General features: G+C 39.9%; 22 protein-coding genes. 4 read left to right on the top strand and 18 right to left on the bottom strand.

Features of this window, described 5'->3' with window-relative positions; genetic code table 11:
* Nucleotides 1–7: 7 nt before the first annotated feature.
* From PALPR_RS09970 to PALPR_RS09945, 7 genes are all read right to left on the bottom strand, one after another.
* Entirely contained in the window at nucleotides 8–1,102 is a 1,095-nt protein-coding gene (locus tag PALPR_RS09970) for a VIT1/CCC1 transporter family protein (RefSeq protein WP_013445496.1), read from the bottom strand.
* Between the two features lie 400 nt (nucleotides 1,103–1,502).
* Complete coding sequence (gene argC / locus PALPR_RS09965; protein ID WP_013445495.1) at nucleotides 1,503–2,477, bottom strand: N-acetyl-gamma-glutamyl-phosphate reductase; 975 nt, start codon at nucleotides 2,475–2,477, stop codon at nucleotides 1,503–1,505.
* 30 nt (nucleotides 2,478–2,507) lie between these two features.
* Nucleotides 2,508–2,813 carry a HigA family addiction module antitoxin gene (locus PALPR_RS09960; RefSeq protein ID WP_013445494.1) on the bottom strand — a complete coding sequence of 102 codons (306 nt, stop codon included), beginning with the start codon at nucleotides 2,811–2,813 and terminating at the stop codon, nucleotides 2,508–2,510.
* 12 nt (nucleotides 2,814–2,825) lie between these two features.
* The gene (locus PALPR_RS09955; protein ID WP_013445493.1) at nucleotides 2,826–3,107 is read right to left on the bottom strand and encodes a type II toxin-antitoxin system RelE/ParE family toxin; all 282 of its coding nucleotides are present in this window, start codon (nucleotides 3,105–3,107) and stop codon (nucleotides 2,826–2,828) included.
* 70 nt (nucleotides 3,108–3,177) lie between these two features.
* Nucleotides 3,178–3,432, bottom strand: a complete 255-nt coding sequence (locus PALPR_RS15680) for a DUF1294 domain-containing protein (RefSeq protein WP_013445492.1) — start codon at nucleotides 3,430–3,432, stop codon at nucleotides 3,178–3,180.
* 32 nt (nucleotides 3,433–3,464) lie between these two features.
* Complete coding sequence (gene trmD, locus PALPR_RS09950) at nucleotides 3,465–4,139, bottom strand: tRNA (guanosine(37)-N1)-methyltransferase TrmD (RefSeq protein ID WP_013445491.1); 675 nt, start codon at nucleotides 4,137–4,139, stop codon at nucleotides 3,465–3,467.
* Between the two features lie 153 nt (nucleotides 4,140–4,292).
* Complete coding sequence (locus tag PALPR_RS09945) at nucleotides 4,293–5,234, bottom strand: vitamin B12 dependent-methionine synthase activation domain-containing protein (protein ID WP_013445490.1); 942 nt, start codon at nucleotides 5,232–5,234, stop codon at nucleotides 4,293–4,295.
* A gap of 132 nt (nucleotides 5,235–5,366) precedes the next feature.
* Between PALPR_RS09945 and PALPR_RS09940 the strand changes: the two genes are divergently transcribed.
* Nucleotides 5,367–6,020 carry a SagB/ThcOx family dehydrogenase gene (locus PALPR_RS09940; RefSeq protein ID WP_013445489.1) on the top strand — a complete coding sequence of 218 codons (654 nt, stop codon included), beginning with the start codon at nucleotides 5,367–5,369 and terminating at the stop codon, nucleotides 6,018–6,020.
* Nucleotides 6,021–6,080: 60 nt separating this feature from the next.
* Here PALPR_RS09940 and PALPR_RS09935 read toward each other — a convergent pair whose 3' ends face one another.
* Both PALPR_RS09935 and PALPR_RS09930 read right to left on the bottom strand, forming a co-directional pair.
* Entirely contained in the window at nucleotides 6,081–7,406 is a 1,326-nt protein-coding gene (locus PALPR_RS09935; protein WP_013445488.1) for a deoxyguanosinetriphosphate triphosphohydrolase, read from the bottom strand.
* Between the two features lie 223 nt (nucleotides 7,407–7,629).
* Nucleotides 7,630–8,340, bottom strand: coding sequence for a M48 family metallopeptidase (locus PALPR_RS09930; RefSeq protein WP_013445487.1), 711 nt, complete (start codon nucleotides 8,338–8,340; stop codon nucleotides 7,630–7,632).
* Nucleotides 8,341–8,522: 182 nt separating this feature from the next.
* Here PALPR_RS09930 and PALPR_RS09925 point away from each other — a divergent pair, with 182 nt between their 5' ends.
* The 3 genes from PALPR_RS09925 to PALPR_RS09915 all read left to right on the top strand — a co-directional run bounded on the left by PALPR_RS09925 (nucleotide 8,523) and on the right by PALPR_RS09915 (nucleotide 11,728).
* The gene (locus PALPR_RS09925) at nucleotides 8,523–9,185 is read left to right on the top strand and encodes an ABC transporter ATP-binding protein (protein WP_013445486.1); all 663 of its coding nucleotides are present in this window, start codon (nucleotides 8,523–8,525) and stop codon (nucleotides 9,183–9,185) included.
* Between the two features lie 226 nt (nucleotides 9,186–9,411).
* A complete protein-coding gene (locus tag PALPR_RS09920; protein ID WP_013445485.1) occupies nucleotides 9,412–10,788 on the top strand; it encodes a site-specific integrase in 1,377 nt (458 codons plus the stop codon).
* A gap of 7 nt (nucleotides 10,789–10,795) precedes the next feature.
* Nucleotides 10,796–11,728 (top strand): hypothetical protein, encoded by a 933-nt coding sequence (locus tag PALPR_RS09915; RefSeq protein WP_013445484.1) that lies wholly within the window; start codon nucleotides 10,796–10,798, stop codon nucleotides 11,726–11,728.
* 232 nt (nucleotides 11,729–11,960) lie between these two features.
* Here the strand turns inward: PALPR_RS09915 and PALPR_RS09910 are convergent, their stop codons facing one another.
* The 9 genes from PALPR_RS09910 to PALPR_RS09870 form a co-directional block, all read right to left on the bottom strand.
* On the bottom strand, nucleotides 11,961–12,332 hold the full coding sequence (locus tag PALPR_RS09910; RefSeq protein ID WP_013445482.1) for a hypothetical protein: 372 nt from the start codon (nucleotides 12,330–12,332) through the stop codon (nucleotides 11,961–11,963).
* Between the two features lie 181 nt (nucleotides 12,333–12,513).
* A complete protein-coding gene (locus tag PALPR_RS09905) occupies nucleotides 12,514–12,813 on the bottom strand; it encodes a hypothetical protein (protein ID WP_148226461.1) in 300 nt (99 codons plus the stop codon).
* 133 nt (nucleotides 12,814–12,946) lie between these two features.
* Nucleotides 12,947–13,189 carry a hypothetical protein gene (locus PALPR_RS09900; protein ID WP_013445480.1) on the bottom strand — a complete coding sequence of 81 codons (243 nt, stop codon included), beginning with the start codon at nucleotides 13,187–13,189 and terminating at the stop codon, nucleotides 12,947–12,949.
* Between the two features lie 111 nt (nucleotides 13,190–13,300).
* Nucleotides 13,301–15,538 (bottom strand): OmpA family protein, encoded by a 2,238-nt coding sequence (locus tag PALPR_RS09895; protein ID WP_041620368.1) that lies wholly within the window; start codon nucleotides 15,536–15,538, stop codon nucleotides 13,301–13,303.
* 175 nt (nucleotides 15,539–15,713) lie between these two features.
* A complete protein-coding gene (locus tag PALPR_RS09890; protein ID WP_013445478.1) occupies nucleotides 15,714–16,697 on the bottom strand; it encodes a PorP/SprF family type IX secretion system membrane protein in 984 nt (327 codons plus the stop codon).
* Between the two features lie 61 nt (nucleotides 16,698–16,758).
* On the bottom strand, nucleotides 16,759–18,741 hold the full coding sequence (locus PALPR_RS09885) for a T9SS C-terminal target domain-containing protein (protein WP_013445477.1): 1,983 nt from the start codon (nucleotides 18,739–18,741) through the stop codon (nucleotides 16,759–16,761).
* A gap of 111 nt (nucleotides 18,742–18,852) precedes the next feature.
* Nucleotides 18,853–21,480, bottom strand: coding sequence for a tail fiber protein (locus PALPR_RS15430; RefSeq protein WP_049777030.1), 2,628 nt, complete (start codon nucleotides 21,478–21,480; stop codon nucleotides 18,853–18,855).
* Nucleotides 21,481–21,728: 248 nt separating this feature from the next.
* Complete coding sequence (locus PALPR_RS09875; protein WP_013445475.1) at nucleotides 21,729–22,439, bottom strand: hypothetical protein; 711 nt, start codon at nucleotides 22,437–22,439, stop codon at nucleotides 21,729–21,731.
* A 39-nt stretch (nucleotides 22,440–22,478) separates the two neighbouring features.
* Nucleotides 22,479–23,402 carry a hypothetical protein gene (locus PALPR_RS09870; RefSeq protein ID WP_148226460.1) on the bottom strand — a complete coding sequence of 308 codons (924 nt, stop codon included), beginning with the start codon at nucleotides 23,400–23,402 and terminating at the stop codon, nucleotides 22,479–22,481.
* Nucleotides 23,403–24,261 lie beyond the last annotated feature (859 nt).

Below are 24,261 nucleotides of genomic sequence, written 5' to 3'. Positions count from 1 at the left end.
CCCAAACTTAGGTAATAGCTACTCCTATTATTTTTCCGATACCAAAGGTTATGGCAGCAGCTATTAACCCGAAAACAATTTGTCGTGCGCCCGAATACCAAAAGTTTTTCCCGGTAAAAAGCGTTATTGCTGCTCCAATTAGAAACAATCCCACTGTGCTCAGAATGACGCTGGCTGCTATGGCTGTTGTTCCTGTTGTAAAAATAAACGGAACTACAGGTATTATTCCTCCGATAGTAAACATTAAAAATGAGTAAAAAGCCGCTTCAAAAGCAGAACCTTCCAACTCTTCGGCGTTTATTCCGAGCTCTTCTTTTACCAGTACCTCGTGAGCGTGAGTTTTGTCTTTCATTATTTCGCGGGCCATAGAGTTTGCCTGATCTTCGGGAATTCCTTTTGCCATGTAAATAAGTGCCAGTTCTTTTTCTTCACCTTCCGGATTCGTTTCAAGTTCTTCCATCTCAATAGCCATTTGGTTTTCATAAAGCTCTTGCGAACTTTTTACTGAAATCCATTCGCCAAGCGCCATCGACATTGCTCCTGCCAATAAACCAGCTATACCTGCTAACAATACGCCCTGATTTCCACCGGTTGCACCGGCAACACCCATCACTAAACTAAAAACGGACAACAATCCATCGTTTCCGCCCAGTACAGCTGCACGTATGGCATTTCCACCTACAGAACGATGCTTTTTTTCGAAACGTGCGTGTTGAGAGCCACTTATATTTCTGTCATTTTCAACGATTGACCAGAGAATTTTTACGTGATTTGTTTCGGCTCCCGTAATGGTTTGTTTGTTCTTTTCTTTGGTTTTAATAATGGCATTCGACAGACTTTTCTCTGTATCCATCATGGCGCCAAGTACGTAATCGTAACTAATAATTTTACCGATTAAATTTAGCGTCTTAGCACGCCAGGATGGTTTGATGAGGTTTTCAACAGGTAGATTTATTTTTCGGGCAAAGGCTTCTGCATGACTTTGCTCAATTTCACTCATTCGCCGAAAAACATCTGCAACGGCTTTGTCTGGTTCGTTTTCAGATAACTTGCGGTAAAGATAGCATGCGTCTATTTCGGTTTGTATGCTTTTATTTTTCATGATGGACTTCGTTTTATTGTCAAAGATAACAAAAAATCAGTTATGAGCATAAAAAAAGAATCCTGAGCCAGAGGGCTCAGGATTCGCTATACTGTAATTTGGAGGCGTAACTCCTAAAAACGCGAAAGGTAGTAACGCCTTACTACCAATCTTTGTTAACCTTAAATCTAATACTATGAAAAAATCACGATGCAAAGATAAGGTGTATTTTTTACACCCGCAAGCATTTTCCAAATTATTTGTACTAAAAATGTGTTTAATAACATATTTTTACGATTTCTGATATTTTTTTATCCCAAGATAGTACAATTCTGTATGTTACATCTTTTGAAAGTCGGAAATGGTAACAATCTTTAACTGTGTCTCGGAAAGAAATCCATGATTTGTACTTAGGACAGGATTAAAAGCCGGTAGACTTTAATCCTAATCCTGATTTTTCATCCAACCCGAACATCAAATTCATGTTCTGAACAGCCTGACCGGAAGCTCCTTTCAATAAATTATCAATCATGGATACAATTAGGAGTTTATCCTCATGTTTTTCCAGGTAAACTATGGCTTTGTTTGTATTTACCACTTGCTTCATATCAGGGTTCTTTTCACTCACGAAAGTAAATGCTGCGTCTTTATAAAAATCGGTGTATAATTTTTTAGCTTCATCCAAACTCAAAGAGCATTTAGTGTAAGTTGTTGCATAAATTCCACGCGCAAAATTTCCCCTTACAGGAATAAAGTTTATGGCTTGAGTAAAACCTGTCTGCAACTGACGAAGCGATTGGCCTATTTCGCTTAGGTGTTGATGTCCAAAGGGTTTGTAGATGGAGATATTATTGTTTCTCCAGCTAAAGTGAGATGTCTCCGATGGCTTAACTCCTGCTCCTGTAGAGCCCGTAATAGCGTTCACATGAACTTCGTCTGTAAGCAAACCGGCAGCAGCCAAAGGCAACAAAGCCAGCTGAATGGCTGTGGCAAAACAGCCGGGATTGGCTATGCGCTTAGCCGCAATAATTTCCGAACGATTCAATTCGGGCAGACCGTACACGAAATCGTGATTAGGACTTTTTGCGCGATAGTCGGTAGATAAATCAATGATTTTGACAGACGCAGGAATTTCATTGTTGTCCATAAACTTTTTGCTGTCGCCGTGAGCTGAGCACAGAAACAATGCATCCACTTCGCCAAAAGGTAATTCGGATGTAAACACTAAATCGGTTTCGCCAAACAAACCACTGTGAACATCCGCAATCGGGTTGCCGGCATTGCTGCTGCTGTTTACAAATACGATTTCCACCGCAGGGTGATGAATCAAAATGCGCAACAATTCGCCGGCAGTATAGCCTGCGCCGCCTATTACGCCTACTTTAATTTTTGTCATGTGAAAGTAAATATAGGATATTAGTTTTGTTTAAATTGCTGATTTTATTGATTTCCGACTTCTGATTCTGTCAAAAATAACGGTTTGAGTTGAATTCTCTTCTTCGATATCAAAGTCATCTTGCAAGCCAAGCCAAAACTTGGCAGAGTTTCCAAAGTATGAGCTTAGTCTCAATGCCGTATCGGCAGTAATTCTTCGCTTTCCTTTGATGATTTGAGAAATACGTGTTTGAGGTATTTCCAAATCTTTCGACAATTTATAGGCGGAGATTTCCATTGGAATGAGGAATTCTTCATTTAATATTTCTCCGGGGTGTATGTTTGGTAATTTGTCCATTTTACTTGAATTTTAATGATAATCCATAATTTCAACTTCTAGTGCATGATTATTTTCCCACTTGAAAACGATTCTCCATTGATCATTAATTCGAATACTATAAAACTCCGATAATTTTCCGGAAAGTTTTTCTAAGCGGTTTGAAGGTGGAATTCGCAAATCAAGAATTGATTGTGAATTGTTCAGCATTCTTAGTTTCCTCCGACCAGTTTGTTGGATATCAGCAGGGATGCGTTTTAATCGCTCTCCTTCCCATATCTTTTCAGTATCTTTTGATCCAAAGGAAATAATCATATCAGTGATTTAAATTACTAACGCCAAAGGTAAGTGTTTTGTTTTAAATATACAAATTTAATCACTATAGTTACATTATCATCATCGAACCAATCACCACCCACCCAATCAGCACTATCCACGTCCATATCCAGTAACTAAACTTGCGGTTTTTGTGGTGGAGCGTGTACATCAATAGTAGATTGGCAATCACTCCGCCGAGCGCTTCCAATAAATGTAAGGTTCGCTCGGGGACTCTGCTTCTACCGTTTATTGCAGCTTGTTTATCAAAGGCAAAAATGAATCCACTGAGCAAGTTGATTATCCCAAAGTAATACCAACACATGTAATTATGCATTATGAATTCTCAATTGTGAATTATTCCAGCAAATCCGGTCTCAATCGCTTTGTCCGTTCCACAGATTGCTGATGATTCCATTCATCGACTTTGGCCTGATGACCCGACAGGAGGATGTCCGGCACTTTCCAACCTTTGTATTCGGCAGGGCGTGTATAAACCGGCGGTGCCAACAGATTATCCTGAAACGAGTCGGATAGGGCCGATTGCTCGTCGCCAATAGCTCCCGGAATCAGTCGCACTATGGCATCGGTCATGATAGCCGCCGGAAGTTCTCCACCGGTGAGTACATAATCGCCTACGGTTATTTCTTTTGTAATGAGGTGTTCGCGTATGCGATGGTCAATGCCTTTGTAATGTCCGCAAAGAATAATCAGATTGCCCGCCATCGATAGGTTGTTTGCCATTTTCTGGTTAAACTTTTCACCATCAGGCGAGGTATAAATTACATCGTCATAATTGCGCTCACTTTTCAACAACGATATGATACGATCAACAGGTTCAATTTGTAGTACCATTCCAGCACTAAAGCCAAAAGCATAATCGTCCACCCGACGATGTTTGTTGGTGGTATATTCGCGCAGATTATGCACGACAATTTCCACCAATCCTTTTTCTTTGGCTCGTTTAATGATAGAATAGTTCAGTGGGCTGTCCAATAATTCGGGGACAGCGGAAATGATATCAATGCGCATTCTCTCTGATTAATAATGAGGATGCAAAGGTAAGAAAAAATGTGATGATGAGATAAAGAAATAATGTGGTGATTAGTGATTAGTTAATTGGCTAAATAAAAAAATATGATTCTCCCACTACTTAGAACTTAAAGCAATTAGCATATTATCTCATTAAAGATTTGCTGCCATCCATTTACGTAAAATATCCGGCGATTTTCCGCAACGCTGGGCATAGTCCAGAAACTGATTTTCGTCAATTTTACCTATCATGAAATACTTGGACTGAGGATGAGCAAAATATAAACCGCACACCGAAGCATTGGGGAACATGGCTCCGTTTTCGGTTAATGTTATTCCAACCTCGGTAAATTTCAACAAGGGTTCCAGTTCAAAAATGATAGATTGATCCGGTAATGAAGGATAGCCCACTGCCGGACGAATGCCGCTATAAGTGGTTTTAAGCATTTCTTTTATCGATAAGTTTTCATCGGGAGCATAGCCCCAGTACTCACGTCGAACTTTGAAGTGAAGCCATTCGGCAGCCGCTTCGGCCAGCCGGTCAGACAGGGTTTTTGCCAATATGGAATGATAAACATCATCGTCTTTTTCAAATGTTTCGGCATAAGCTTCCACGCCTTGAATGGTAGTGGCAAAAGCTCCGACATAATCGTTTTCGGGTGCTACAAAATCGGCCAACGAATAGCAGAAACCATCGGTTGCAGGGTGCTGTTGGCGTAGCATCGGCAGTGTTATGGTGCTGCCGTTATTCTCGATGAAAATATCATCGCCCAGAGCATATCCCTGAAATACACCAAAGCTGGCATTGACAGAAACTATTTTTTCGTCAAGCATGTTGCGTAGCATCTCTTGCGCATCTTTGAAGAGCTTCAAAGCTTCTTCAGCTCTTGGACGGTCGGCTGGGGGAAATTGCTGTAACCAGGTGGTTTTGCAGGAAAGGCAGTCGTGTACAGTTTCAATGCCCTCATATTTGCCGGACATACGCCAGGCCATAAAGAAAAATCCCCAGTCGATAAAAGGTACTATTTCACGTAAGTCGATATCTGTTAGTTGAATTAATCCGAGAGTATTGGGTTTGGAAGGGATGTAGCTCATTTTATTGTTTCTTATTACTGGTAAGCGTTTTGGTTCGAAAAGACTTACAAATATTTTTGTTCACTATAGAACGCAAAAATACATGAAAAAGTTGTAAGTTTGTGGTTTAAGAAATCATTCATAAATATACTCATGAAAAACCTACTTATTGCCTGCTCATTGTTATTAGCTGTTTTTGCTACTGCTCAAACATCAACTAAAACTAATTCTGCACAAGTGCCTATGGTACTGACAACTTTTGATACTATTAAGTTACAGGCTCCAGACACATTAGGTGGTAAGCCGCTTATGCAGGCTATTTCGCGGCGAAAAACTGATCGTTCGTTCGATTCGCGGAATCTTTCACTGAAGCATCTTTCAGAGATTCTTTGGGTGGCCAACGGTGTAAATCGTGCCAAAGGAAAACGCACTGTTCCCTCGGCTATGGGACTTTATCCATTGCAGACTTACGCAGTTTTGGCTAACGGCATTTATTTGTACAACCCGCTGAAACAACAGTTGGAGCCAGTAATAAAAGGTGATTTCAGAAATCTGGCAGGAACACAGAATTTTGTAGAAGTTGCTCCGCTTAATCTGCTTTTTATTGCTAAAGCCCGAAATGCAAATGACAATTTTCAGAGTGCAATAATGGATTCGGGATATTGCGGGCAAAATGTGTATTTGTATTGTGCTTCGGAAGGGCTACGAACCGTGGTGCGCGCCAGTGCAAAGGATGCGGAATTGCTTAAAGTCATGAATCTGGGCTCGAATTACAAATTTATTCTGGCCCAAACAGTAGGATATTAATAGGTAAACAATTACTTATAAAAAAGTGACGAAGATATTTCCTTCGTCACTTTTTTTGCTCTATAAAGTAGGGATATTCATTCCGGTAATTTTTCGGTACAAATCCAGCGCATATACGTCGGTCATTCCGGAAATATAATCCAACACCGCCATAATTTTTCCATAAACGCTCGGGCTGTTGGTTTCGTACTGTTCGGGTATGCGCATCAAAAGCTGTTCGGAGTAAGCTTTCTCGGGGCTCAAAACCGCTGTCACCAGATGTTCCAATAAAGTAAGGATAATTTTATAACCCGCCAATTCTACATCCAACACTTCCTGCGATCGATAAATTTTTGCGAAAGCTTTTTTTGAACAAGTCTCGTAGGCCTGAGCAGAAAGTTCCGGTATCTTTTTTATAAGTGGCGAAGTAAAGTTACCATTCAGTATGGCCTCTTCGTTTTCGGCAAACACGGTGGAACATTCTTCGATCAATTGTCCGATAACCGATGATCGCAGGTAGGCAATTTGTTCGTTTACGTCGGTCACCATCAACATGGTTTCTTGTCGGCGTGCTTTTCGGCTATCATCAAAAAAGTTTAGAAACAATTCTTTCGTTTCATCGGAAGTGAGGATACGAAGTTTATGAGCATCTTCAATGTCCATAATCTGATAACAAATATCATCGGCTGCTTCTACCAGATAAACCAGTGGATGACGCACATAACGATTGGGGTTCTGAGGTGAACGGGGAATTCCCAGCTCCGAAGCAATTTTCTCGAAATCTGTTTTTTCCGAATCGAAGAATCCGAATTTTTGTTTCTTCTCGTCAGAATGTATCGAAGCATACGGGTACTTCACGATAGATGCCAGTGTGCTGTAAGTCAACACAAAACCTCCCGGACGACGGCCGTTAAACTTATGAGTAAGTAACCGGAGTGTATTGGCATTTCCCTCAAAACAGGTAATGTCTTTCCATTCTTCGTCGGTCATTTCTGCTTTTAGATGCTGACAGTTGCCTTCTGAAAAATAGGTGGCAATAGCTTTTTCGCCTGAATGACCGAAAGGAGGATTTCCCAAATCGTGTGCCAGACAGGCAGCCGAAACAATGGAGCCAATTTCTTCCAAATAAGGGCTTTCTATATGCTTTTTCAGCTTCAGTTTATGCGCCACACTTACACCCAACGACCGCCCCACACATGCCACTTCCAGACTATGCGTTAGTCGGTTGTGCACAAATACACTTCCCGGCAATGGAAAAACCTGTGTTTTATTTTGCAACCTGCGAAACGGAGCGGAGAAGATTAGACGGTCATAATCGCGTTGAAATTCACTGCGATCGTCATCCCGCTTTGCATGATAGGCTTCCTGCCCGAAGCGCTTAGTAGATAAAAGTTGGTTCCAGTTCATTTTTATTCCATGTTAATTATTGGTTCACTTCGTTCACGATATTAGCCTTCGGCGTTATTGATAGATACTTGTTCGCTTCGCTCACGATATTTTTGCGTTATTTTTTTGCACTGAAATATCAACTCACAAGATGGTGAGTGAATAACGCGAGCGCAGCGAGCAAATAACGGCGGAGCCTACTATCAACGAACGACGTGAGTTAATATCGCCCGAAGGGCTAACGTCACGATTGCGGCATATGATATTTTTTTAGTTCTGCTCTCAGTTCTTTGCTTTTTCCATCAGTGACCTTATCCATCCATGCCCAGAACTTATCGCCGTGATTCATTTCGCGCGTGTGGCATAACTCATGAAGAATTACATAATCTATCAAATATGCCGGTAACAGCATCAGGTAAAGCGAAAGGTTAATACTCTTAGCCCGCGAACAACTCCCCCAACGGGTTTTACTCGACTGAATTTTGACGTCTGTGAATGTAAAACCATATTTGTAGGCAAGTTGTTTTGTCCGGTCCGGTAATAGTCTTTTAGCTTCTTTGCGCAAAAAGTAACTTATTCCGTTCCAGAAATATTGTTGGTTTTCCAACGTTGCGCAATCTGTTCCCACCGGAAACTCAATGCTTAAAGTACTACTTTTTAATGCAAAATAGATGTTTTTTCTGTCTACAGCTTTAGCTTCAACCATAAAAGTCAGGGTTTGAAGTTTGGAGTTTTCATCTATCAGAATATTCCTCGTTTGAAGACCTTTTTCAAGTTTCGCCTGTTTGTGAATTAGTTTGGTACGAATAGAATTAATAAATTTCATTGCATCATCTTCGGATGCACGAGGCGGCAGAGTTACCTTCAGCCCTGAATTTAATATACGAACACGAATGTGTTTCGATCGCTCGTTGCGGATAAATTCGATAGTTCCTAACGTTGGGTCTGAAAGCATTTTTTACTTATGAAAAAGGATTGTAATTGTTATTAGTACAAAGGTACATTTTTTCCATCCAAAAAATAACGGTTTATTGTCTGAAACGAATAACTTTGCATAAAATTATAACATTGGATTTTGGGTTACACTCTACCGGACTTTGTCCTCGTAATTTGTATCTCGCAACTCGTAACTAATTTATGATAAAAGCAGTAAATATACACAAGAGCTTTGGTGAACTGGAAGTGCTTAAAGGGGTTGACTTAACAGTGGCTAAAGGTGAAATAGTTTCTATTGTAGGACCCAGTGGTGCAGGAAAAACAACATTACTTCAGATTCTGGGAACACTCGATAAGCCCAATGCAGGCGAAGTGCTTGTAAATGGTGTTGATTTTAGCAAACTAAATGAAAAGGAGTTGGCAGCATTCAGAAATCGCCATATTGGTTTTATTTTCCAGTTTCATCAGTTGTTACCTGAGTTTACAGCGTTGGAAAATGTAATGATTCCTGCTCTTATTGCCCGAAAGGATAATAAAAAAACGGCTCAAAAGGCCAAGGAATTATTGGCTTATCTGCAGCTAGCTGACCGTATGGAGCACAAACCATCAGAACTTTCGGGAGGTGAAAAGCAGCGTGTAGCCGTAGCTCGTGCGTTGATAAATGATCCGTCGTTGATTCTGGCTGATGAACCGTCTGGAAGTTTAGACTCCAAAAACAAAGATGAATTGCATAAACTCTTGTTTGAACTGCGAGATAAATTTGGTCTGACGGTGGTGATTGTAACACACGATAAGGATCTGGCTGCTCTTTCCGACAGAGTGATTGAGATGAAGGATGGACTTGTTCTGTTGACAGCCATTTAGTAGTCCCGCCGGGACATCAAAACACTTATTCTAATTTATCTGTTTTTGCTCTTAAACTCTTTACAGGTAACTAAAATCTTATGTTTTACAGGGATTTTCAAATAAGATAGAAGAAGTAGAATAAAGACAGAAAAGAAACTATTCTTACCAAAATTCTTACCAGTCTCTGATGTCTGGTAAGAATTTTATATCTTTGTAGTGTGTTTAACCAATTGTACATACTATAATGGCAAAGATTAGCTTTTACCTTGCCAACCCAAAGACAAAAAATGAAACAAATCTTTTTTGTTTAATCAACTACGGACTATATAGAATTGACAATGGAGCAAAGAAGTATTTGCCCCTGAAATACTATACAGATATTGCAATGTTCCCGGATTTATGGAATAAGGAACTAAACCGGGCAAAGGAATCTAACAAGTGGGCGAACCCTGAAACGTTTGATATTAGTATTCAAGCGGTCAAAGAATCGGCACGAAAGAATTACGAAGCTATTAATTCAGAAATTGAGACCTTTGAACGTACTGCAAAGGAATTAATAAGAACCCTTTCAGAGAATGGAAATGTACCATCTCACGATAAACTCCGTACTGAATTAGATAAGATATACAAACCTACCAAAGTAACCACTGAACAGGGCGAAACCCCTAAAGAACTATTTCCGTTTATCGACTTCTTTATTAAGACCGCAACCCGGAAAGAAAACACGATTAAGAGCTATAAAACACTAAAAAATAATTTGTTAGAATATCAAAATGACAAAAAAACTACTTTGACATTCGACCGACTCGATATTGATTTTTATAACTCTTTTGTCGACTACCTGACAAAACCTAAAACTATAAAGACTAAAGCCGGAAAATCTAAAACGGTTTCAGGACTATCAGTAAACACCATTGGCACACGAATAAAGATATTGAAAACCTTTTTGAGTGCTGCAAATGACAGAGGAATAAGTGTACCGACCGACTACAAAAAGAAATCATTCAAAAAACCAAATGAGGAATCATTTTCTATCTATCTGAATGAGTCTGAATTGACATCGATATACAATAAGTCAGGTTTGCCCCTTTATCTGGAACGTGTGAGAGATTTATTCCTTATTGGTAGCTATACAGGGTTAAGATTTTCCGACCTCGCACAGCTCAAAAAAGAGAATATAACATCTGACAATACAATAAACATTACTACTCAAAAAACGAATCAGAAAGTAGTTGTCCCGATCCACCCAATTGTAAGAGAAATTTTCAGAAAGTATGATTATAAACTCCCAAAACTCCCAACAAATCAGAAATTCAATGAGTTTTTGAAAGAAGTTGCGAAATTAGCGGGAATAAAAGAACCCATTACTATGGAATCAACAAAGGGTGGTTTTAAAGTCTCTGAAACCACCGAAAAATATAACCTCGTAACGAGCCACACTGCTCGCCGTTCATTTGCAACAAACGCTTTCTTAATGGATATGCCAAGTATTTCAATAATGAAAATTACCGGACACAAGACAGAATCAGCTTTTATGAGATACATCAAAATGAGTGCAAAGGATAACGCTTTAAAAATGCAATCACACAAGTTTTTTAATCCTATGCTAATCGCTAAATAGATGAATTATGAAAAAAGTTGAGATAATTTCATTAGACAGCAACCTCGCCACAAAACAAATTACAAATGAAGAATATAATTCAGTAGAGCTACTTGTAAATGAAATAGTAATAAAAACGTATGATTTTTTAGAAATAATTGTAGCTAAGCGTTTTTTACCTGAGAATAATCAATATATTATTGATTTATTTCATAATTTTATTGGTCTATTTAAACTTCTTCCTAATAAAAACAACTTAATACTTAAGTCAGACTTATTCGAATTAAATAATGCACTATTATATTTAATTGAAATAGTAACCGAAAATAGAAGAATGATATTTGAAATGGCAGAAGATGGGATTTATAATACTATAAATGCAAACACACTAATTGATTGCAAACGTGATTATTCAAGAAGTATTGTTAAAAGCAATATGTCAAATGATGTTAGAATACTGATAAAACATATGAATGTGCAATTAGAATTATTAATAGACATGGATAGAACTAAACAAATAAAGATAAATCAACCAGAAATAATTGATATAACTACAATCAAAACTAAACAGCCGTTATCCTTTTCAGAACTATTTATAAGTCCGTATTCAGAGAATGTTGATTTATTATTAGAAAAATTACAAACGATTGGACTAACTAAAACAGATAATTGTTGGAGAGAATGGGAGATTGGTAAAATAGAAAAAAACGAAACGTCAAAATTGTATTTTTATCTAAAACGAAACAATGTTTTAAGTGAATATAATACAGCCACAGCTCTGAAATGTTTTAATGAAAAATTTGGAGTTGAAGTGTATGATGATAAGAGAATGCATAATACTGAAAGATTTGCTTCACTTAGAACGCTTACGAATGCCGAAAAATCAGCAACGAAACCCAAACTGTTAAACCAATTTGATAGCGTATTTCAAAAGTGGAATAAAGAACTTGAATTAAAATAAGTTAAATACCATATTCCTATTCTGTACTATTCCCTTACGGAATAGGAATATAAAAGGCTAAATAATAATATTTGCAGACTTCACTCTCCAATTAAATAAACCAGTGAAATAATTAGGAAATACTTTATCGTCTGTTATTATAATAATTGAATATATCATACTGTCTCTCTTAAAAACTACATTTATCATCAATGTTTAAAATAATTATTTAGACATCAACGCTTATTCAAATTCAGAATCTTTCCACCCAATTTGATGCTGCTTCTAAGTCTTTAAACATTTTCGTTATTATTCCATGATTATTCCATGTAGTTTCTACAAAATGGAAAAAGTTTTCATTTTTGTCATTTGCAATATGCGCCGTAGGAATTCTTCTAAACAACAGATTAATTTTATCTAAATGATTTGCAAACCAGAAATATGCTTCACCCATGCTTATGGTTATAGTTGTTTGCGAGAAATCAAAAATTATTTTATAATGAAGATTCAATGCCAGCAAGCAAATTTCGATATCCAGTTTTTCAAAATTAGCAGCAGTTACTTCTCCAACAATAACCACAATAATGGTTTGACTGATATCATTTACGCTATATGAGTATTCCATATTTTTGAATTTTAAAGTGGATTTACTGGTTCGCCGAAACGTTTTTAAGTACTTTTGCTCATCCTGTTTTTAATAGTTAATTTTATGCACTTGTCGTTATCTTTTAGACGATATTCCTTATTTTTTGTAGAGTATTTTCAGATACATATAATCAAAGATGCAGGGCACCGATCTATTGTATTTATTTAGAATTAATTGTCAGTATAAGTGAAATCATTATTCTATTTATATGAAAATCAGGTTTATTTATCATACAAAAGCAAAATTTTAAAGAATGTGCCTGATGCTTATAAACCCTCAAACTGATAGTTATAAAGCGAACATCAGCAATTAAACCTATTACTTCATTGGTCATTGAGCCGGCTTGTTCTGTCAACAAGACGGTTACTTCCATCACTAAGGCGACTACTTCGGGCACTAGACCGTCTGACTCTATCAGCAAACCAATTACTTTGGTGAGTAAACCTCTTGCTTTCATCATCAAACCTTTTACGAAAGCAAGCTGGACCGCCCGTTACCTGCATATCCGGTGGTTTAGTCGGTTATAAAGCCTGTGAAGCGATTTGCGGACTGGTGCGCGTGTCCGCTAAACATAGCCGAAACTCGGGCACTCTTCAGCCCGAGTTGAAATTGGCACGAAGCGTCGACGAACTTTCTCCACTGCAATCGTTCCACCAAAAGTCATCGGCGGTATAGGGATAGTGCAGCACATAGATACAAGTGGATGTATTCACCCTGCTAGCACGACTTGCCAGATAAGCTAATGAAAGTCCATCAGTAAAGCTGTCCGGTCCGATTCCAAAAAACGATTTTGTAGTAACCCGGGCAGTAGGTTCGTACAAGAATGTAGGACTCATAATCCTGAATTGTGTTTACTTTTTTGTAAACCTATTTCAGGACTAGCCGATAGATTGCCGGAGGAAACACGTCCCTCCTTCCCCTTGTTACGGGGAGGGAAGAAATATGACCTACTTTTTTTGATTTTCCGGAAAAGGAAATTCGGGAGCAAAGAAATTGTCGGGCAAAGAGTTTGGATCAATCACCTCGCCCTGCTTGTATTTTGTGTTGTCAGAAACAGGTTGCATAGACTTATCTGGAGTATACTCAAATCCGGTGACTTTTATTTCAGATCGGCGGTTGATCTGATCGATTTTCTCTCTGTCGGAGATATCGCTGGGATCTCCAACAATCAACCGATTCTTACCATATCCCCGCGCCTTTATGCGACCCGCATCTACTCCTTGTCGTACAATGTAGTTTACCACAGCATTGGCACGTTGCTGCGAAAGCCAGAGATTATACTCAACCGTCCCTCGTTTATCGGTATACGAAGCTATTTCAACGTGCATCATCGTGTACGACTTTAACAGAGAAACTATGCTATCAAGCATCGAATACGCAACAGGTTGAATATCCCATTTGTCAAAATCATAATAAATAGTATCCATCTGCCAAGCAGTACCAAGACTCAATTTATTCAAAAACAGTTCACTACCAGGTGTGTCATTTGTACAGTTGCGTATCAATATACCATGACTAGATTCATTAAAAACCGTATTCTGAAAAACTGTATCGTAAGGATTTATAATTGCCTTTACATACGCATCTCCTCCTTTGCTTACACGTGCTGTATAATTTCCCTGTTTATTTGTTTTCTGTACATATACCTTCTCCTTTTGCTTATCATATACAAAAACGGTTGCATTAGGAATGGGAAGGTCTGTAAGTTTATTTTTCACTGTGCCAAAAATTGTTACTTTGGGTATATAATGAAAATTGTAGATATTGTCATTGGACTGCACACGATCCGACGTAAAATAACCTGATTGGTTATCTTTATACTGTGCCCACCCATAATCATCTGCCGCACTATTAATCGGAGCACTTAAATGCTCTACAGCTCCTTTATTATCCAACACATCGGTCAGGTTGATTCTGTAAATGTCCAATCCGCCTAATCCTGCCATGCCATCGCTGCTAAAGTAGAGATAGCCATCGGGCGTAATCGTTGGAAACACCTCGTTACCTGCTGTATTGAATGAAGATAAATTTTGGGGGGTACTCCATTCCTGTGTTTTGTCCTTTCGGATACTAACGTAAAGATCATATCCGCCCCGACCACCTGTTTGATCACTGCTGAAAACAAGCACTGTTCCTTTTTGATTTACGGCAGGATGCATAGAAGCATAAATACCGCCCCACTTACCCAGGTTTATCTCCTTAATATTTGTCACTTCGGCTCCCGTGTATTTTCCCTCTTTCAAACGAACATTATCATTTTTATCAGTAGCCGAGAAATAAATGTCCCGATCACTATCAAGCGAAACAGAAAGAGCTTGATAGCGTGAATTCTCAAATCCGGCCACAGGTTTACCTTCAAACTTTTCATCCAGAACAAGAGACTGCCTGATTTTATAAGCATATCGATCTCTCCGTTGCACAGCCACATCCGCTATTTCATATACACCGGCCAATCTTTTCTTTATCACCTCATTCTTTACAAATTCCATACGATCGTGTGGAGGCTGTGTGGTCGACCCGGTTTCTTTTGGGCCGGGTGTTAAGCTAATCTGCCAGAGCTGACTAGCAGCGATGCCATTCCAGTCGGCAGATTGATTTTTGGGTACAGAGGGGCGGTTGCTGCTAAAAAGGAGAACACTGTCAACTAGGGTAGGGGCAAACATCCGATAGTTCGGATTGATATCTAATCTGGTAACTTCCCAACAATCAGAGTCCTTTTCCATTTCTATTCGCTTTTTTTTGTCATTATATCCCTCTGCTTTCAGCTCATAGCCAGGTATTCCTTTTAGCCATTTGTAAGCATTGGCATAATCTTTTGTCCGTGCATACAGTTCAGACAGCCGGATGTTATCTTTGTTTCCTAATTTTGGATGGTTGTATTTGAACATTGATTCGTACATCGTTAAGCACTTATCAAATTCCCGCAGCTGCCAGTAACAGTCTGCCAGTTTCAACCAGACGATGGCAGGTACTTCCGATTCCGACGTAACGGTTATGTATTGTTTATAATAAGCTTCGGCCAAGGTGAGATTTGACACCTTATAAGCATCATCACCTTTCTTTATTACACCGGATGCACTCAGCGAGACACCTTCGGTTGTTGTTTGACCATTAACGGAAAGTCCGAGAATACTTACAAACGCCAGTATAATTAAAACAATAGCTCTCACAGTAGTCATTTTCATTTTATATATATTGAGACATGATTAACAAAACATTAATTTTTCAAATAAGTGCACGAACATGAGTTGTTCTATATTTTCACAAAATATTCAGAAAATCTTAATCGTGAATACGAATGTTCAACAATTTAGATATAGAGACAGTGTCAGTTTCTTGAGATGGATTCTTTACTGTCTATTAATTTACGGAAAATGCTTTTTTTTGGTCATCACATGTTTTACATTTAGAATTCGGAATCTCCCAACGTAGCATCAGCTCGTGCGTTCCCTGATTGTATGTGCGAAAATCAGAAATAGTATAATCATAGGAGTAACCTAGCCGTAATTTTGGAGTGATCTGAACTTCCAACAAGCCCACTACCGCATCAGCATGTCTATAACTTACGCCTAACCCTAGTTTATCCTTAAACCACCACATGGTATTAATGTCATACTGCACAGGTGATCCTTTAACTGCTTTAATCATTACCGAAGGTTTCAATTTCATATTTTCGTCTAAAACAAAATCATACCCCCCAGTTAAAAAATAATGGTTGTTTGCTCCAAATCCACTAGAGGTAACAGTTCCTTTTGCGCTAACTTTGGTATTTAATAATGCCGGAATAGAAAGACCTACATACCAAACAGGTGTAACATACACCATACCGAATCCTGCTGTAGGTAACCAACTGTTTATGTCAGTCTGATACACGGGATCTCCACCCGTGTTTGTCACCGCTTCGCTATAGGCAACTTTGTAGTTGAGAAATCCTCCACTAAGTCCCAGCGACAGATATGAATTTTCAAACGGCAGATGGTACGAATAAAAAGCTTGAAGCCCGGTTGTTGTTTCAATGCCTAACTTATCGCTATACACTTCCAATCCATATCCCACATTACTATCATCTGCACGTCGGTCCCACGAGAAGGTACCCGTTCTGGGAGCTCCCGCCAGACCCACCCACTGGTTGCGGTACAGCAGGGTAATATTATCGGTTGCACGGCTTCCGGCATAAGCAGGATTAATATGCAGCATGTTAAACATATATTGCGAATACATGGGCTCTTGTTGGGCTTTTAGTAAATTGCAGGTACAGAGCAAACTTGCGAGTACTACAGACAAAAGCCGTATTTCAAAACTATAACTCCTCCTGAAAATCTTTTTATAAATTAAAATTGCCATTGTAGCTGTGCATTAAGTATTGATTAGTTGACCGTTTCACTTCTCACTTAGTGTGATGTGCTTATCGCTTAAGCGTGATAAATCCTGAATATTTTTTCAACTCATGTGTAATCTGATGAGTCGTTCCTACCACATAATAGTAGGTACCTTCAGGTAAGTCGCTTCCGAGTAAAGTTCCCGTACCTTTTCCGTCCCACTCATTCTGATAACTGCTGTTTTTGTACACCCGGACTCCCCAACGGTTAAACACTTCGAAACTCAGTGTTACATCACTTGCGTGTGAAATCACAAACATATCGTTAAACCCATCATGATTGGGTGAAAATGCATTAGGAATTTTAATCTCAATCATCGGTATGATAGTCTCTGTCGGACGTCGTGTTGCCGTACTACTTGTATTAGCAGGATCATCCGTAAGCAGGTTGCTCACTACACCCAATACGCCTATCGTTCCATCAAACTCCGCCTGACTATATACCTTGCCAACATATTCATGTGGATCTACTTTTAATTCAATCGTGACGGAATCTTTTGTGTTGGCAGCCAATGAACTCACATCCAACAACAAATTTGTATGGTTAGTCCCATCATACAATCCGTTGGCATTCAAATTGCCGGTAGCCGTAATACTGGTAACAGCAAAGGTGATCGGACTCGCAAACACTTTGCTCAGATCATCCGTCACATGGACAGAATCAATGGGGGTAGTTTGTACATTAGCCAGGGTAATAAAATATTTCCAGGTAAATGTTCCGTCGCCTTGCAACACCGGTTCGCTCGAATGTTTGTTTACAAGCAGATAACCCGATATCGGTTTGATCGTGATCGTAGCTTTAGCCGAAGAACTATTCCCAAACGCATCAGTCAGAATATAGGTGAAACTGTCCGTGCCGTTATAATCAGCATTTGGCGTGTAGGTAATGGCACCATTCGTTTGCATCGTCAGGCTACCGTGTTGAGGATTGACAGTCTCCGACCAGTTATTCACTCCACCAGTCACCGTATCATTTAAAGCCACACTTCCATTTAGTGATGAATTCTGCACCATCGTGTAGAGGTCGTTTATAGCTATTACTTTGCTCACTACCGATGCCAGCGTAAACACCCCGTAACCCGTGACATTGGCTGTGACCGACCCTGCGGTGGCGTCGCCGGTAGTCGAAACATTTCCTTCGCTGATCCATTGGGTACCGTTCCAGCGCACTACCTGCACTTTACTCAAGTCGGTAGGTACGGAAGCACTTGTCTTGCTGGTATTCCAGGTTAAGGTGACAGACGGAGTTGAACTTCCGGTAGTCCGCTGGATAATCCAGTATTCTTTATTGCTTACCACGCCCACACCATTGGCTTTATTAGTACGTGTATAGCCTACCGAAGAGGGATCGGCATACAGATAGCGAGCACTAAACACATCGGTGGTTACAGCGGGAGCCGCAATGCCAGCCGGACGAAAATACCCCCCGTTGCCTATGGGAAATGTAAAAGCCGTGTTACCTGTTTTTTGAACAAATCCATCTACAAAGCAAGCATCCGAGGCATTGAGCCATGATGAGCCGGCCAGCATCAACACTGAGTTTGTTGGTACCACAAGGCTGGTTTGTGATGACGTAATTATACCCGATTCAAAGTCTATCAAACTATCAATATGAATATCCTGCTGCAAGTTGAAAGAGTTCCCCTGAAACGAGACATTGTGAAACAAGGTGCTGCCAGTACCTGAGATAGTCTGTGCCGTAGTACCGCTAAAGTAACTCAAGGCTGGATAATGCGTCAACGTGCGGTCATAACTTACGCTACCGTTATTCTGAAAATTGCCTGTATACCACACCGCGCCATTATTAATAATTATACCGGAAGTTCCATTCACGAAATCCAGTCCTGTTTGCTTTCCCCATGTTTGGGTAAATAGTGTACTGGATGGCGAATTGGGCAATATATAACTATTCCCGCTGTTATACTCCCCAGTTGTAGTCTGAGCATGTATAACCGTAATGGCCAATAACTGTAACACGATGCACCATAGGATCAATTGTCTTCGTTTCATCAGGTAATTGTTTAAATATAAATTTACATGAAAGTAACTTACTGTTTTAATTATTTTGTCTTAGCTCCTGTGCCGACAACAAGGCAATGAATTGGAATCGTGTCTATCATTTCAGTATTTAATTATATAATTCAATACAATGTACGGTTGCAAATTGTTATGTGCCTGACCACCACCTGCATTTTGCTCATAACCAAAATTGTGGACATCGGGTTCACCACCAGTATTATCTAAGCCATCAGTCGTGTTAGCACCACCACCATACGATAATAAAACGTTGTAACCACCATTACCATTATAATGATTATGGCTTGGCATTTCAGCAATAGTCAAGGTATGAGTCTTTTCGCCGCCAGTTTTATTTAAGGCATTAAACTCAGTCTGTGATCCATCATACCCTACAGGAACTCTACCCTTTAAGTTTGGGAGATTAAATGTAGTAGAACCATCTCCCGCGCCATAAGTAGTACCTAGTACTAAGAATAGATTAGCATAAGTAGTACGAGATATAGCAGAACCATCGCAGACAAGCCATCCTGCAGGTAGGGTAGTAGCAGTAGTAGTCCCTGCCCATATTTTAATTTCTCCAGATATAGAATTCTGTTGGTCGAGCTGGTATCGGGTAGTGCCAATAGTACAGTATAAATGAGTGCCATCAAACTCAATTGCACCTGTTTCAGGTGTAGTAAGTAGAACCGCCGTTCCTGATGACGTTAATTTCAAGGGAGCTGTACCGGCTGAAGCCGTTCCGGCTAACAAGTGCAGAGCAGCTGTAGGAGCATTTAGCCCAATACCGATTTTTGGTGTAGCCGTACCCATACCCAACCCATAAATGGAATTACCAATGCTCAACTGGTTATCATTAGTAGTAGTAAGAACCTGAGCATTAGCACCGATAGCGATATTATTGCTTCCAGTGGTAGTGTTAAACAGTGCACCTTGACCAACAGCAGTATTACTACTTCCGGTGGTATTGGACTGCAAAGCCTGAGAACCTACAGCCAGATTACCATAACCAGTAGTATTATTTGTGAGCGCTCTACGACCAAAGGCAGAGTTGCCATTACCGGAAGTAAGGCTTTTAAGAGCCTGATATCCGAATACTGAATTGTAAGTTCCAGTAGCAGTAGTATTAAATGCATCTACTCCCCAGCTGGTGTTAGAACTTGACAAATTCAGCAAACCAGCCAGTATACCATTACGCTTAAATACCACATCTTTATCATCGGTAGTACCCATAAAATTAGTAGCGGCGGTAGTGCCGCCATTTCCGGTGAGCGACCAGGCTGTGGCTGACTGCGGATTCTGTAGTTGCCAGTTGGTGCCATCATACACAGCGGTAGCTGCCACACCCAGCGCAATATCATTTGCCGCCAGTGATGCTGTTCCTGATTTCTTTACGGTTGTAGCCGTTGCGGTTCCCACCGCCAGCGTAGGGTCGGCAGCTGTGTTACTGGCTGTCGGAACCCAGGTTACGGTCATACCCTTAGTGAGTGCCGAAATAGAGTTGTCAACAGTCTGCGCTTGTGCCGCACCACCGGCTATACCGGTCAGGGCTGAGTTATCCAGCGTCAGGCGGTTGGTGCCGGCTGTGCCGTAAAAATGGCTACCATCAAACTCCACGGCTCCGCTTTCGGCTGTGGTGAGGTTAGCGCCTGAGCTTAATTTCAATGGAGCTGTTCCGGCTGTAGCCGTTCCGGCTTGTAAATGTAGCGCAGCTGTAGGAGCAGAAGTTCCAACTCCTACATTCCCGTTGGCCAGCACGGTAAGGCCTGAACCTGCTGTGCTGTTGGCCTGAATAGTGGCCACAGTCCCGGTAGTGGATGCTGCCGTATTGGCTATATTCAAAAGACCTTTGGTGGTGGTTGCAGCTACTGCCGCTGTGGCATTGATAAGCGAACCCGTAGTCAGAGCACTACCACCGGTTATATTTAAAGCATTTCCCGTAGTTACGTTCTCAGCCCAAATTCTCATTGCATTCCCTTTCGTAGTCATATCGGATAAATAAAAACCATGGCCAATATGATCACCGCTAAAGTTGAACCAAACTCCTGCATTACCATAATAGGTTGAAGCCCCGTTGACCTTAAGTAAATTTCCGATCATACTAGCTGCACCACCACTTATCGATAGCAAATTACCATCTGTCAAAGCAGGAGCACTCAGTGCCAAAGGACTTTGCGTGGTAGCTGTACTCCAGTTCCAAGTCTGAGTATAATTGGTATTATCAATGCTATTATTCTTGGTAGCTGCTGTCAGCCCGCTGATGGGGACGGATAAGGCTACCGGTGATGATTGAGGAGTCCATACGGTGCCATTCCAAACAAAAGATTGGGCATATCCCACGGGCAGGGTAACCACAGCACCTGCGGAAAAAGAAACATCGAAGCCATTGGTAGTCCCCGTGTTTGTGATGGTAATAAGTCTACCTGCAGTCGCATCCGTCATCGTGGCAGGAAGGCTTAGGGTAACACCTGAAGTAGATGCCGAATAATTGAAAACGGTATAGTCGGCATATATTAAAGCAGCACTTGAAGATAGCGTTGTATTACCCGCTTTAGCCCCCAAAATAGTTGATCCGGAATTGTGGAATGTGGCCATAGGTTTAACTATTCCTACACCTACGTTTCCCAAGTCTGTATTGTAAATATCTTTCGTGGTACCCGTAACACGAGTCCAATTAATGGGTATAGTGGAAATAGTTCCTTTGTTATCGACCACGCGTACTTGAGCCCCCATATATGAACAGGACAAAAGGATGTTAAACAATAGTAAATATATGGGCTTGTTGTAAATAAAACTCTTCATTTTGCTTTATATTAAGTTTATTTTGTATGTCCAGCTAACGGAGAACCGGACATTATTATCGCATTGTTGATAACTATTAAATATAATAAGGTTAACTCAGTAAGGGCTAATGGATAAAAAAGCTGCCGCACACATCCGGTTCAATCCTTAATGCGACAGCTTTTTTAAAAGATTGCATTCTATTGAATCCACTGAATTTCAATTTTGTCCCCTACAACAAATGCATAGTCGTCGGGATCAGCACCATTTGATTTCTTAATGGTTACGGTTACTGCACCAACAGTTCCAGCATTTGTATAATCTTCTCCAGCCACTAACTTAACACCGTTGCGGTATACAGATATTTTTTTTACATCAACAGGAACTGTGGCATCAGTATATGTGTAGTTCACTGTCGCGTCGGTTATTGGAGCGAATGATTGCCCACCTTTAACAAGATCAGAAAATAACAGCTTTTTTACTGCACCGGTTACTTCATCATGTACCAACAAGGTATATCCAGTTGGATTAGTCGTGCCATGTAGACTAGTAGCAGTGGTCGCAGCAGCATCAGATGATGTAACCACGGCAAGGCCATCCAGGGCAAAAACCTTTCCTGTAGCATCAATATACGTGTTTTCAGTTAAAGTACCACCTAATTGCCAGGTAGTTGTGGTTACCTCATTAGTTGTGTTTACAATCTGAGTCAAACCATTGTTTACTTGCAAGTACTTGATAGTACCCTTGTTGTCTACTACGCGAACAGGGGCAGCTGTACCGCTGTTTGTTTTCCCTGCTGTTTTTAGCACATTTGTTCCGGTTACAGTCTGTGCATTCACAGCTGCCGACATTCCAATTGCAAAGCACAAGCCTGCAATTCTCATTTTTTGTTTCTTTACTACTTTTTTCATTTTCTAAAAATTAAATTGTTTGACTATTAATTACAAATACTATTTCGATTGAATAATTTTAATTTCATCGTCCACATAGCACGAAGCAGGATTTTCCAAGTCGATAGTCCCACTGCCAATTACTCCCATAAATTCAATGTTTATACCGTTGCGATATACCTGTATTTTCTTCGGATCAGTAATGGTGACCGGGGTTGGAAATTGCTTCTGTCCATCGGCAGATGCGTAGGTAATGGACTTATAAATAGCAGTCTCCAAGCCTGTAGCACTCAGTTTTCGTATTACACCTGTACCGGGCACAATGACCAACAAACTGTCAGTAGAAATATCACCAGTTTGGATACCTTGCAATGAAAAAGTATTGACTGACGAGGTCTTAATAGTGGTAGGGGTGATAAGTGTACCGCCTAATTGTACTTTGCCATTGGTGGCTGTTAAGCCGTTATCAGCTGCTGCCAATATCTGAAGTCCTGGGGAACTTGCTACGCCATTCACGGTGGAAGTAAGTACACCGTTGACAATAGATAGCGCATTGTTTTTAATAATATCTACACCCAATGCCGAGACTCCATTTACTATGGTAGTAAGCGTATTACCTGTCAGGGTATTGGAAACAGTTGTAGGTATAATCAGATTAGCTAAATCCTCAGAGTTGGCCAGCCGCAACCACTTGGCATCCACTGTACTCCAATAATACATACCTTTGGCAGCAGCTCCGGTTTCGTTGAAGATGAGCATACCACTCACCGGACTTCCATCTAAAGTCCAAACACTAACATTATCTAGCTGAATCCGGGGCAACCGAAGACCTTTGCTCAGACTTTCAAGTTCAAGCAACGACCCTGATGCGACGACTGTTGGATTATTTCCAAGCTTGTTTTGAGCCTGCAGATGCCCAATAAACAGAGAACCTAATGTAAAGATGACCAACATTTTTAAAGTTCTAGAGTTATTTTGTTTCATGATTCTGATATATAATTTTTTATAATGTTTCATGCTATTCTTTGTCTGTTATTAATGATTATACTGTCGTATTTTATACCATTTCATTTCAAAATAAGCGGAAAATAGGATTTGATATTTTCTTCTAAAAGATGAAGTCACAAGATTCAATATTTATCATCTCCCTTAGTAATGAGTAATTCAAAAAGAAATCTGCCCTTATTATAAAATCATATAGTCTACTTATAATAAGTTTATGGTTGCAAGTTATCTTTTTCTGAATTGGACTCGTCAACATGATTCTACCAGATGGTTTAATTCGATTCATTATCTGCTTGTTTTTATTTCCGAAACAAAGATATATTGCTCCGTGAATTATATAATATTTATTATAGAAGCAAAAAGGAAGCAAAAAATAATTATTGAAGAAGCAAAAAGGAAACAAAAGATAAATTTTGCCTAAATTATATTTGTTGTAATATTTAGTGGATAATTAAGACGTGGTATGCCGTGTCTTTACTATAAGTGGGGATGGGGAAATAATAGTTTCGTTTGGTATAAATCATTATTTACACATCAAATTGGAATTATATGCAAAACTGATAACTCTTTGCACTAGGGAAAGTGGAGACGTGAAATCTCACATTTGTAGAAGCGTGGCATGCTGCATTTCTACGGAACGGAAAAATAATCTGAATCTTCTGCTTGGCTTTTAATAAAAAAGCAACCAGCATAAGACCTACTCTTATGTCAAGAAGCAAATAATACTCACCTTCACTCTATCCTGTTGGTTTGCTTTATCATAGCTTAGTATTCATCAAAATACTAACTAAAAACAACCGGACAATCAATAGTAAAATGTCCAGATCCGAACTTGTAA

It is taken from the genome of Paludibacter propionicigenes WB4 (assembly GCF_000183135.1).
Lineage (GTDB): Bacteria > Bacteroidota > Bacteroidia > Bacteroidales > Paludibacteraceae > Paludibacter > Paludibacter propionicigenes.
The sequence above is the reverse complement of the archived record's forward strand: the minus strand, read 5'-3'. Positions and strand labels throughout refer to the sequence as shown.

Coding starts and splice junctions, on each gene's coding strand:
- PALPR_RS09920 (WP_013445485.1), top strand. CDS start 9,412: ATGGCAAAGATTAGCTTTTACCTTGCCAACCCAAAGACAAAAAATGAA.
- trmD (WP_013445491.1), bottom strand. CDS start 4,139: ATGCGCATTGATATCATTTCCGCTGTCCCCGAATTATTGGACAGCCCA.
- PALPR_RS09895 (WP_041620368.1), bottom strand. CDS start 15,538: ATGAAAATGACTACTGTGAGAGCTATTGTTTTAATTATACTGGCGTTT.
- PALPR_RS09960 (WP_013445494.1), bottom strand. CDS start 2,813: ATGGACAAATTACCAAACATACACCCCGGAGAAATATTAAATGAAGAA.
- PALPR_RS09870 (WP_148226460.1), bottom strand. CDS start 23,402: ATGAAACAAAATAACTCTAGAACTTTAAAAATGTTGGTCATCTTTACA.
- argC (WP_013445495.1), bottom strand. CDS start 2,477: ATGACAAAAATTAAAGTAGGCGTAATAGGCGGCGCAGGCTATACTGCC.
- PALPR_RS09955 (WP_013445493.1), bottom strand. CDS start 3,107: ATGATTATTTCCTTTGGATCAAAAGATACTGAAAAGATATGGGAAGGA.
- PALPR_RS09970 (WP_013445496.1), bottom strand. CDS start 1,102: ATGAAAAATAAAAGCATACAAACCGAAATAGACGCATGCTATCTTTAC.
- PALPR_RS09935 (WP_013445488.1), bottom strand. CDS start 7,406: ATGAACTGGAACCAACTTTTATCTACTAAGCGCTTCGGGCAGGAAGCC.
- PALPR_RS09940 (WP_013445489.1), top strand. CDS start 5,367: ATGAAAAACCTACTTATTGCCTGCTCATTGTTATTAGCTGTTTTTGCT.
- PALPR_RS09875 (WP_013445475.1), bottom strand. CDS start 22,439: ATGAAAAAAGTAGTAAAGAAACAAAAAATGAGAATTGCAGGCTTGTGC.
- PALPR_RS15430 (WP_049777030.1), bottom strand. CDS start 21,480: ATGGGGGCTCAAGTACGCGTGGTCGATAACAAAGGAACTATTTCCACT.
- PALPR_RS09945 (WP_013445490.1), bottom strand. CDS start 5,234: ATGAGCTACATCCCTTCCAAACCCAATACTCTCGGATTAATTCAACTA.
- PALPR_RS09905 (WP_148226461.1), bottom strand. CDS start 12,813: ATGATGAAAGCAAGAGGTTTACTCACCAAAGTAATTGGTTTGCTGATA.
- PALPR_RS15680 (WP_013445492.1), bottom strand. CDS start 3,432: ATGTGTTGGTATTACTTTGGGATAATCAACTTGCTCAGTGGATTCATT.
- PALPR_RS09885 (WP_013445477.1), bottom strand. CDS start 18,741: ATGAAACGAAGACAATTGATCCTATGGTGCATCGTGTTACAGTTATTG.
- PALPR_RS09900 (WP_013445480.1), bottom strand. CDS start 13,189: ATGAGTCCTACATTCTTGTACGAACCTACTGCCCGGGTTACTACAAAA.
- PALPR_RS09915 (WP_013445484.1), top strand. CDS start 10,796: ATGAAAAAAGTTGAGATAATTTCATTAGACAGCAACCTCGCCACAAAA.
- PALPR_RS09930 (WP_013445487.1), bottom strand. CDS start 8,340: ATGCTTTCAGACCCAACGTTAGGAACTATCGAATTTATCCGCAACGAG.
- PALPR_RS09925 (WP_013445486.1), top strand. CDS start 8,523: ATGATAAAAGCAGTAAATATACACAAGAGCTTTGGTGAACTGGAAGTG.
- PALPR_RS09910 (WP_013445482.1), bottom strand. CDS start 12,332: ATGGAATACTCATATAGCGTAAATGATATCAGTCAAACCATTATTGTG.
- PALPR_RS09890 (WP_013445478.1), bottom strand. CDS start 16,697: ATGGCAATTTTAATTTATAAAAAGATTTTCAGGAGGAGTTATAGTTTT.